Genomic DNA, 8,933 nt, shown 5'->3' with positions numbered 1-8,933 from the left:
ACTCCTGATAGTGTAAAAGCGTGCGTGCTTATTACGTGTATCCCTCTTGGGGGAGGGAGTCCATACATCTCTGTGGTGAAAGTTGATTTTCAGCGTTCGCGCTTTTTGTGGTAAAAATCTGTAAAACCTTAGCAAGTCTTGAGTCGGTAGCACTATCACTTATGCATAAAAACTTCAGTTATCCCAAATTGGTTTCCCTGATTGACACTATGCCGTTTAAACAGGATTTGCAGTCTGCCGATTATATCCTTGGCATGTTAACTGCTGTTGCGTCTGCGCCAACCCTGATCCTGCCGTCTGACTGGACTCCCTTGCTCTGGCGAGATGACGAAGAACTGCAAGATCTTAAAAAACCTGCGCGTAAGCAACTGGAACAATTGGTTAGTGAGCTGCTTACCTGGTGGGATTATTGTATGAGTTGTTTTGGTGAGCCGCAGCAACTGATATTGCCTGAGCATTTGACTATTGGTGAAGACGCCATTGTTTCTCAGTCGGTAAAGGAATTTGCCGAGGGCTATCTGGTTGCCAGCAAATGGCTGGATGAAGTGTGGCAGGATATGATACCTGAAGAGGGTAGTCCGGCGGCTGATTTGCGTTCTGCGGTGCTGGTCACCATGCTGCAGTGTTATAAAGAAGAGATGCGAAATCAGGATGATATGCCGGATTTTGTGGCTAAAATCGCCAACCGGGAAGTCGATGAGTTTGCTCTGGATAAGCTGCTAAGTGCTTTAGGAGAGTTAGGTGCAGCGCTTTATGAGGATTATGCAGAGGCAGATACCTATTTAGAGGATTATGTGCCGATTGAGGAGCCGTATGTGAACCCGATGCGGGATGTCGGCAGAAACGATCCTTGTCCCTGTGGCAGCGGCAAGAAATATAAGCGTTGCTGCGCCCTCAAGTTACAATAACCGAAGGCCTTGTGCATGCTATTGAAACCTCTGCGCTCTCTGCGCCTCGGCGGTGAATAAATTAAGACTTCTCGCAGTGACGCAGGGGCGCTGAGAAAAGCACGCAAAGAGATAACGCCTTGATCCACTCTGTGTTCTCTGTGCCTCTGTGGTTTTTATAACTTTGTTCAGATCAATTTCACTACAGAGACACGAAGGGCACAGAGAAAAGTAGGAGGTATCCGGCTATAAAATTTTGAAAAATAGGCGATTTATGTATCTCGGTGGTGAACAAAAGTATTAGTATCACCCCCTTCGTGCACTTCGTGTCCTTTGTGGTTAATAAATCTGAAAGCAGCCAAACTTACCACGAAGAGTTTGTTTTTGAGCGGGGCAATTCTAGCCGAGCCTGAAAGTGATAATTCTCCGTGTTCTCTGTGTCTTAGCGAGACGGGCATTGGTCTTTTTTGTCAAAATCGATACAGATTTCAGCGCCAAAGGATTGGCCGGTCGCCCGCACTTCACCCGCTGGCTGAAGTCTGTTACCGGCGTGGTGTTTATTGGTTTTGGTGCCAAGCTCGCCTATCTCAAACCTTGACTGGTTTTTTGTGATGTGGCTGCTGCCATAGGCAGCGTCATACAACCTGTTGCTACTTTATTCGGAAAAGTAATGCCTGTAAGGATTGCCCTTTTTGCACTGTTGTTGCTGTTAAGCGCCTGCAGTAAGCCGCTGCCTGAAGACAAACGAATGTATGCCGGAGAATGGCAAAGTCAGGAAATGTACCTGCTGATTCTGCCCGACGGGACAGTGGCTTATAAAAGATTAAAAAATGGCGGTTCAACCTCGGTAAACGGCCCGTTAAAGGAATTCAACGGTAACGACTTTGTGGTGGGGATTGGCTCACTAAGCACCACCTTTGAAGTCAGTGAACCTCCGCACGAGGTGGACGGGTATTGGCAGATGGTGGTGGATGGAGTGCGACTGACCCGCAGCCCTGATTAAACCCAAGTTACCCAAAATAAAGTTATATAAGGATAAATAATGCACCCAAACAGACACGCGATCGCTTTTGGAAGTCTGGTCTTTTTGATTGTCATTGGTATTGCTTTGATTCTCGCAGCCTTATGGGCTTGGCCGAAATACAAAGTATATAAGTTGGAAATGAATGGTATTGCCGCCCTTAGGGAAGCGGAATGGAGTAAAAAAATACTGATTGAAGAAGCTAAAGCCAAAGAGCAGGCTGCATTAATGCAAGCGAAAGCCAAGGTCACCCTGGCGCAAGCTGAAGGGGAAGCACAGATTGTTAAGGCTAAAGCAGAAGGGCTGGCAGATATTGAGAGAGCCAAAGCGGCTGCAGAGGCCAATAAGATTATTGGCGAATCACTAAAAGGCAATGAAGCGTACTTACGCTATGTATGGATAAAAGGTCTTCAAGATGGCAATGGCGAGCGTATCTATATTCCTACTGAAGCAGGTTTGCCAATATTAGAAGCTGGAAAGGCCAGCAAATAAGGCTTTTTGCAGAATGATGAGACGACCTACTTACGGTGAAGATCATTATGTACTCCATGATGCAGAGGAACTTCACCACCTCTATCCGGATACATTTTTGATACCAGACAAACACAGGCGCGAGTCATTAGAAATTGGCGCACTTGTAAAGCTTATTTTCAGTATGCAAGTGACCGCAGGCTCAGAAGAAACGTCTGTTGAGAGAATGTGGGTTGAAGTGACAAGTATTGAAAAGGGACACTTTGTCGGTCGACTGGATAATCAGCCGTATGGCAGCAATTGCGTAGTCTGCGATCAGGTTGTGTACTTTCAAGCCTGTCATGTGATCGACATTTATCTGGGTGAGTAGTGGTAAAGTCAAAAATATGCAGATATGGCTGGTCATTGGACTTGCCTTAGTTTCATACGTTAGGGACTGTTAATGAGAGCCGAGCTTAGAGCCAAAATTATCCAGATATGTCATAAAAAGATCGCAAGCAAAGGGGATAATGTCGGCTTGTCTTTTTATGCCTTCTTTGCCAATAAAAATGACGACCCGGTGCTGTTAATGGAAGCAGCCACTTGGTGGATCCAAACCCATCAGTTAGATCATTTTGTTAAGGCGACCACTATTAAACGTATGGTTGAACAAGGTCTGTAGTACCTGGAGGGAGCCGCTGCGATGATTAAAACCACTTTTCACAATAAGTCCCGCCGACTCAGAAAAAAACTCCACCTGGGTGAGTTCGCCCAGTACGGTGTAGATATTATATTGCACCTGGCAGACGCCGATGAGCAAACCGACAGCGCGTTCTTTGCCCAGTGGGATAGTTGGGTGCAAAACCAGGCCCTTTGCTATACCAGTAGCAATGTACAGGGCACATTGCATATCACGTTATTTAGCGACGCCGACAGACCCGGGCTTACCGAAGTGTTTACCCAGTGCGGTTTATGGCTGCATACACAGCCTTTAGTCAGCCAGGTTAAGGTAGGGGCGCCCTATGATATCTATTATGACGCCCGCCCTTTCAGCCCTGCAGGTGCTGATTAAAAAATGCCACAGTACGCTGCCAGGCCAGTTCGGCGGCTTCTTTGGCGTATCTTGGCGTTGAGTCATTGTGAAAGCCATGCTGGGTGCCGGGATAGAAGTGCACCTGGTAGGTTTTTTTATGTGCCTCCAGGGCCTGCTGATAGGCGGGCCATTGGCTGTTAACCCGCTCATCGTTTTCGGCGTATTGAATCAGTAGTGGGGCCTGAATATTGCCTACCTGCTCAAGTGGTGCAGCAGAGCCGTAAAAAGGCACCGCCGCGTTAACCAGCTCGGGCAGTTGTGCGGCCATCAGATTGGTTATGGCACCGCCAAAACAAAATCCTACCACCCCCAGTTTGCCGTTGCCCTGTTCAAGGCGTTTGGCATGGCGGGCGGCGGCAAATAAATCTTCCCGCAGTTTATCGCCATCCAAACTGCGCTGCATGGCCCGTCCGTCATCGTCATTGCCGGGGTAACCGCCAACCGGTGCCAGGCCGTCAGGGGCCAGGGCAATAAAGCCGGCCTTGGCAAAACGCCGGGCCACATCTTTGATATAGGGATTTAAACCACGGTTTTCATGAATGACTAATACCACCGGGGCAGGCTCGGCCAGCGGCTGTGGCAGCACCAGATAACCTTTACCTTCACCATGACCGGCCGGGGAAGGGTAACTAACATAGGTGGCTTTAAGCTGCGGATCGTTAAAGGAAACCTGCTCGGCCGCTGCATAATCCGGGCTTAAGTACTGATACAGCGTCAGGGCCGTGATGCCGCCCACGGCCAGTTTGCTTAAGGCGGTTAAAAATGCCCGCCGGTCCATGCGGCCATGGGCGTATTGGTCGTAAAGCTGGAACATTTCGTCGGTTAGCGCGGGGTGGCGTGGCTTGCTCATGTGTTTTCCTTTCGCCTCAAAGCTTTTATTGTAGAAGCTGTTTTTTGATTGTGATTTTGCAGTCTGTTGCCGCTTATCGCTATTTACAAAGTCACTGGTCGAAAAACAGGCAAGACAATGGCTTGAATCAGGTTCTGTTCGTGCGCATGTACTGAATGTGCAATTTTACCCAACTAAGGACGCATCATGACCGACAATAACGACTATATCCCACCCAAAGTCTGGACCTGGGACGCCGAAAGTGGCGGTAAATGGGCCAGTATTAACCGCCCGGTATCCGGCCCTACCCATGAAAAAGCCCTGCCGCTAGGCAAGCATCCCATGCAGCTGTATTCGCTGGCCACGCCCAATGGCCAAAAAGCCGCAATTATGCTGGAAGAATTGCTGGCGCTGGGTATACAGGAAGCGGAATACGATGCCTGGCTGATTGATATTGGTGAAGGCAATCAATTCTCGTCGGGTTTTGTTGAAGTGAACCCCAATTCCAAGATCCCGGCTCTGCTGGACACCAGCACTCAGCCGCCAACCCGGGTATTTGAATCCGGCGCTATTTTGCAGTATCTGGCGGATAAGTTTTCGGTGCTGGTGCCAAAAGATACTAAGGGCAAGGCGGAGTGTCGTAACTGGCTGTTCTGGCAGATGGGCTCGGCCCCTTATCTGGGCGGCGGCTTTGGCCATTTCTACAGCTATGCGCCGTTTAAAATGGAATACCCCATCAACCGCTTTACCATGGAAGTGAAACGCCAACTGGATGTGCTGAATCGCCATCTGGCTGACAATCCGTATATGGCGGGCGAGGAATATTCCATTGCTGATATTGCTATCTGGCCCTGGTATGGGGATTTGGTGCTGGGCAATATTTATGATGCTGCGGAATTTTTGCAGGTGCAGGATTACCAGCATGTACTGCGCTGGGCCAACGAGATTGCCAAACGCCCGGCGGTGCAGCGCGGCCGGCGGGTAAACCGCACCTGGGGCGATGAACAGGAGCAACTGGCCGAACGCCATAGCGCCGCCGATTTGGATTAAGCCTTTGGTTTGAAACTCTTAATGTCACCACAGAGACACAGAGAACACTGAGATTTCAATAGCTTAAATCCCAAGATCTCCTGCTCTTCTCCGCGTCCTTCGTGTCTCTTTGATGAAATTGATCTGAACAAAGTTATAAAAACCACAGAGACACGGAGAACACAGATATTTCAATAGCTTAAACCCCAAGACCTCCTGCTCTTCTCCGTGCCCTTCGTGTCTCTGAGGTGATAATTTTCGGTCTTTTCGTGTGGTTCGAGGTAAGTACTTTACTGAGGTTCAGAGCGCACCACAGGTAGGTAAATATAGGTTCTAAGAGCCGATTCCTCAACCATCTCAGGGTCGTCCAAATAATGATAAATACAAGGCGAATCGGCCGGCCACAAATCATCCATGCCTAACAGCGTCAAATAGAGATTATCCACCGTCGCCTCCAGCCCTGCAAAACTGCCAAGATGACGGGTACGCAAATAATCCCCCTGGGCGCTGTCCTGCCAGAAAAGGTTATCTGGCAGCTCGCGTGGTGCTTCACTTAGCAATAAAGCACTGTCAAACTGCCCGGCTTGATTGTCTGAATCATCCCTGGGCATACCGATAATGGCTTGTACCACTTCAGGCCCCCCAGCCTGTTCAAACAACATGCCGTAGGTATCGAATAAATCCGGATACAAATGTTCGGTGCGCACTGTCATTAGCCGCATGGGTGCCAGTGACACCAGCTCCACCGACAGCCAGCCAGGCGGATTGGCCGCCATACCGCTGGCTGGGTGAGACAAGCGCCCGGCAATCACGTCCAGTAACTCGGGATCATCGCGAAGCTGGGACGGGCTTAAATGCGCCTGGCGTTTCATCGCCTTGGCAAATGCCTGACTGGAAGAAAAGCCAGCTTGCAGTGCCGCATCAGTGACGGTGGCAGCCGCAGACAAATGCCGGGCACCCGCGGCCAAACGCAAACGACTGATGGTTTGGGCACAGGTTTCGCCAGTTACCAGACGATACAGGCGGTGAAAATGAAAAGGCGATAATGCGGCGGCATCGGCCAGCTTTGCCAGATCCAGAGGCGGCGTATCGAACAAATGGCTTTGCAATAAGGCCACGGCACGCTCTATACGCGCCAGCACCAGCGTTTGACGGTCTATCATTGCTTATCTCCAGAAGGTGAATACAACCTTACTTTAGCCTTATCAAACTGCCTGCGCGTGTCCCACCTTGCTGTTTTTTTAAACTGAAACTTAAAATCAATGTTTACCACAGAGGCACAGAGAACACAGAGTTTTCAAAAGCTTAAACCCCAAGATCTCCTGCTCTTCTCCGTGTTCTCTGTGCCTCTGTGGTTATATTTCGTCTTTTAAGTATTTTAGACGTTGTAGTCAGGATACGAGCGATTGCCACTGTTTTTTTACTGTGGCTATGGCGTTGGTGCGTTCCCGGTCCAGTGCTTCTTTAATGGCTTTGCCCTGTATGCCCCTGGCAATAATCTGCTGCACATCCACCGCCGCTGCCGCCTGGTAAGCGGCACGAAAATAGTCCGCCTGCGGGTAAGGCGCCTGTTCAAAGTGCAAACGACCCCTGGCATCGGCTTCACAGGCCAGCAGCAGCTGCTCAAAACGAGCCGGTTTACGCCAGGCATCGCAATGATTCAATACCTTAAGCACAGTGCTGGCCTTCAGTTCCAGGGCTTTATGCAGATGGGTATGAAATTCGCTGACCAGCAATGCCAGTTCGCGACAGTCGTTAGGCACCTTCAGGCGCTGGCTGATCTGCTCCACTGCCGCCAGCCCCAGCTTTTCATGGCCATGGTGAGCTGGCCATTTGTCTGCTGGCGTGAGGCCCTTGCCTACATCATGCACAAGGGCGGCGTAGCGCACCGCCAGATTGTCAGAAAGGGCGGCAGCCTGTTGCAACACCATCATGCTATGCACGCCGGTATCAATTTCCGGGTGCCATTTTGCCGGTGCTGGTACGCCCCACAGGGCATTGAGTTCTGCAAACCAGCTATCCAGGGCGTCAGCGGCGCGCAGGGTTTCAAAATAGACCTCGGGGCTGTCTTCCAGCAAAGCGCGGCTGGTTTCTTTCCATACCCGCTCAGCACTCAGCGCCTGCAATTCACCGGATTGGGCGATACTGTGCATCAGCTCCAGGGTGTCCACCGCAATGCCAAAGCCAAGTTGATGGTAACGGGCAGCAAAACGGGCCACCCGTAACACTCGCAGAGGATCTTCGACAAAGGCATCAGATACATGCCGCAGCACTTTATTATGTAAGTCCTGCTGGCCATGATAAGGGTCGATAATCTGACCTTGTTCGTCCATGGCCATGGCATTCACGGTCAGATCGCGACGCAGTAAGTCTTCTTCCAGGGTCACGCTGGGGTCGGCAATACAGTCAAAGCCGGTATAGCCTGCCGCCGTTTTGCGTTCAGTGCGGGCCAGGGCATATTCTTCGCCGCTGTGCGGATGCAGAAACACCGGAAAGTCACTGCCTACCCGTTTGTAGCCCAGTGCCAGCATGTGTGCTGGCGTTGCCCCCACCACCACATAATCCCGCTCGGTAACGTTGCGGCCAAGCAGGGTATCGCGAACCGCGCCGCCCACCAGATAAATTTTCATCGGTATGTGATTACCCTTTTAAATAAGTATTGCGCATTGAATCAAAGGATTTCGCATGCTGGCCAATAACAGCTGTTAATCTTTACTTGAACCTTGATAAGGCATTATGCCAAAGGCCGGATAGGGCAGCCAACAAATGGCTCGCAGTTACAGGGCGTGCTTTACTTATTTTGGGTGCAGGCTGTAATAAGGGGGATGGCTGTGGCCGTTTCGGTGTTGGCGAACTGGGCTTTATCAGGTGCCGGATTCATCAATAAATAACGAAACAGCGGTTGGTGTAAAAAATTGGCAGGGTAAACTCAGCAGTGAGCCCAGGAGGGCCCACACAATGCTTATACGGTAACGTAACCTACCGCACCACATCGATAAGCGCCGATCATGTCACGGCATGTGACGGTGATATTGTGCGCAGTTGGGTGATTCTGGAGCAGTTTGTTGTATGCACCGTAATAGGCTTCCGAGTAGGTATCTCCCCAGGAGCCGGCTGTAACAACCTGTTCGGTCGCAACTGCACTGGCAGAAGTCAAGGCTGCCACGGCGGCACAAATCAAGGCTTTCTTCAGATTCATAAATATCCTCCGTTGTAAATAAATCGTTATCATGTTTTTCAATGGATAACTGTTCCCTACACGAGATAACACAACGTACTGCTTGTAAGCTGTTTCTCTCGACTTTAAGAAAGTGACGTTCGCTATGAAAAGCGATTAAAAAACTAGCATGTGCGTATGAGTGGATCAACTTAATTGTTTGAAAAACTTAAGTATTGGCTTCTTGGCCAGTGAAGGTTGAGGGCGGGATATCGTTCTGTTTGACTGTTGTACCTGCGCTATTTGCGGTAATCAGCACTTGCATTCAAGCGTTCGGAGGGCGCTGTTCAATCAGCCACTTTTATATCGATGTTTATGCTGTAAAACCCATTAACGGCAAGGGTTTGGCGACTTTTTACGTTAATTAACCTGGGTGTTTGGAGATAGTGCAATTTACCGGCAATGTC

General features: G+C 50.0%; 12 protein-coding genes. 8 read left to right on the top strand and 4 right to left on the bottom strand.

Annotated features, from left to right (window positions below; translation table 11 throughout):
• Window positions 1–161: 161 nt before the first annotated feature.
• The 7 genes from CSR04_RS25205 to CSR04_RS09150 all read left to right on the top strand — a co-directional run bounded on the left by CSR04_RS25205 (window position 162) and on the right by CSR04_RS09150 (window position 3,430).
• The gene (locus CSR04_RS25205; RefSeq protein WP_102795997.1) at window positions 162–908 is read left to right on the top strand and encodes a YecA/YgfB family protein; all 747 of its coding nucleotides are present in this window, start codon (window positions 162–164) and stop codon (window positions 906–908) included.
• A gap of 436 nt (window positions 909–1,344) precedes the next feature.
• Complete coding sequence (locus CSR04_RS25110) at window positions 1,345–1,485, top strand: hypothetical protein (RefSeq protein WP_216362536.1); 141 nt, start codon at window positions 1,345–1,347, stop codon at window positions 1,483–1,485.
• Between the two features lie 72 nt (window positions 1,486–1,557).
• Window positions 1,558–1,890: a hypothetical protein gene (locus CSR04_RS09170; protein WP_102795954.1), complete on the top strand. Its 333-nt coding sequence runs from the start codon at window positions 1,558–1,560 to the stop codon at window positions 1,888–1,890.
• A gap of 39 nt (window positions 1,891–1,929) precedes the next feature.
• Window positions 1,930–2,400 (top strand): SPFH domain-containing protein, encoded by a 471-nt coding sequence (locus CSR04_RS09165; protein WP_102795953.1) that lies wholly within the window; start codon window positions 1,930–1,932, stop codon window positions 2,398–2,400.
• A gap of 13 nt (window positions 2,401–2,413) precedes the next feature.
• Complete coding sequence (locus CSR04_RS09160; protein WP_245921495.1) at window positions 2,414–2,749, top strand: DUF2314 domain-containing protein; 336 nt, start codon at window positions 2,414–2,416, stop codon at window positions 2,747–2,749.
• Window positions 2,750–2,821: 72 nt separating this feature from the next.
• Complete coding sequence (locus CSR04_RS09155; protein WP_102795952.1) at window positions 2,822–3,040, top strand: DUF6500 family protein; 219 nt, start codon at window positions 2,822–2,824, stop codon at window positions 3,038–3,040.
• A 21-nt stretch (window positions 3,041–3,061) separates the two neighbouring features.
• Window positions 3,062–3,430 (top strand): 50S ribosome-binding protein YggL, encoded by a 369-nt coding sequence (locus CSR04_RS09150; protein WP_102795951.1) that lies wholly within the window; start codon window positions 3,062–3,064, stop codon window positions 3,428–3,430.
• Here the strand turns inward: CSR04_RS09150 and CSR04_RS09145 are convergent.
• Complete coding sequence (locus CSR04_RS09145) at window positions 3,408–4,301, bottom strand: dienelactone hydrolase family protein (RefSeq protein WP_102795950.1); 894 nt, start codon at window positions 4,299–4,301, stop codon at window positions 3,408–3,410. The two genes, CSR04_RS09150 and CSR04_RS09145, sit on opposite strands and share 23 nt — an antisense overlap.
• 186 nt (window positions 4,302–4,487) lie before the next feature.
• Between CSR04_RS09145 and yghU the strand changes: the two genes are divergently transcribed.
• Window positions 4,488–5,330: a glutathione-dependent disulfide-bond oxidoreductase gene (yghU, locus tag CSR04_RS09140; protein WP_102795949.1), complete on the top strand. Its 843-nt coding sequence runs from the start codon at window positions 4,488–4,490 to the stop codon at window positions 5,328–5,330.
• A gap of 269 nt (window positions 5,331–5,599) precedes the next feature.
• Here the strand turns inward: yghU and CSR04_RS09135 are convergent, their stop codons facing one another.
• The 3 genes from CSR04_RS09135 to CSR04_RS09125 form a co-directional block, all read right to left on the bottom strand.
• Entirely contained in the window at window positions 5,600–6,472 is an 873-nt protein-coding gene (locus tag CSR04_RS09135; RefSeq protein ID WP_102795948.1) for an AraC family transcriptional regulator, read from the bottom strand.
• A 228-nt stretch (window positions 6,473–6,700) separates the two neighbouring features.
• Window positions 6,701–7,939 (bottom strand): multifunctional CCA addition/repair protein, encoded by a 1,239-nt coding sequence (locus CSR04_RS09130; protein ID WP_102795947.1) that lies wholly within the window; start codon window positions 7,937–7,939, stop codon window positions 6,701–6,703.
• A gap of 332 nt (window positions 7,940–8,271) precedes the next feature.
• The gene (locus tag CSR04_RS09125; protein ID WP_102795946.1) at window positions 8,272–8,508 is read right to left on the bottom strand and encodes a hypothetical protein; all 237 of its coding nucleotides are present in this window, start codon (window positions 8,506–8,508) and stop codon (window positions 8,272–8,274) included.
• Window positions 8,509–8,933 lie beyond the last annotated feature (425 nt).

It is taken from the genome of Bowmanella denitrificans (genome assembly GCF_002887595.1).
GTDB classification, from domain to species: Bacteria; Pseudomonadota; Gammaproteobacteria; order Enterobacterales; family Alteromonadaceae; genus Bowmanella; species Bowmanella denitrificans.
The sequence above is the reverse complement of the archived record's forward strand: the minus strand, read 5'-3'. Positions and strand labels throughout refer to the sequence as shown.

Excerpts from the sequence above, each read along its gene's own strand:
- CSR04_RS25205 (WP_102795997.1), top strand. The coding sequence starts at position 162 with ATGCATAAAAACTTCAGTTATCCCAAATTGGTTTCCCTGATTGACACT.
- CSR04_RS09170 (WP_102795954.1), top strand. The coding sequence starts at position 1,558 with ATGCCTGTAAGGATTGCCCTTTTTGCACTGTTGTTGCTGTTAAGCGCC.
- CSR04_RS09165 (WP_102795953.1), top strand. The coding sequence starts at position 1,930 with ATGCACCCAAACAGACACGCGATCGCTTTTGGAAGTCTGGTCTTTTTG.
- CSR04_RS09160 (WP_245921495.1), top strand. The coding sequence starts at position 2,414 with ATGATGAGACGACCTACTTACGGTGAAGATCATTATGTACTCCATGAT.
- CSR04_RS09155 (WP_102795952.1), top strand. The coding sequence starts at position 2,822 with ATGAGAGCCGAGCTTAGAGCCAAAATTATCCAGATATGTCATAAAAAG.
- CSR04_RS09150 (WP_102795951.1), top strand. The coding sequence starts at position 3,062 with ATGATTAAAACCACTTTTCACAATAAGTCCCGCCGACTCAGAAAAAAA.
- CSR04_RS09145 (WP_102795950.1), bottom strand. The coding sequence starts at position 4,301 with ATGAGCAAGCCACGCCACCCCGCGCTAACCGACGAAATGTTCCAGCTT.
- yghU (WP_102795949.1), top strand. The coding sequence starts at position 4,488 with ATGACCGACAATAACGACTATATCCCACCCAAAGTCTGGACCTGGGAC.
- CSR04_RS09135 (WP_102795948.1), bottom strand. The coding sequence starts at position 6,472 with ATGATAGACCGTCAAACGCTGGTGCTGGCGCGTATAGAGCGTGCCGTG.
- CSR04_RS09130 (WP_102795947.1), bottom strand. The coding sequence starts at position 7,939 with ATGAAAATTTATCTGGTGGGCGGCGCGGTTCGCGATACCCTGCTTGGC.
- CSR04_RS09125 (WP_102795946.1), bottom strand. The coding sequence starts at position 8,508 with ATGAATCTGAAGAAAGCCTTGATTTGTGCCGCCGTGGCAGCCTTGACT.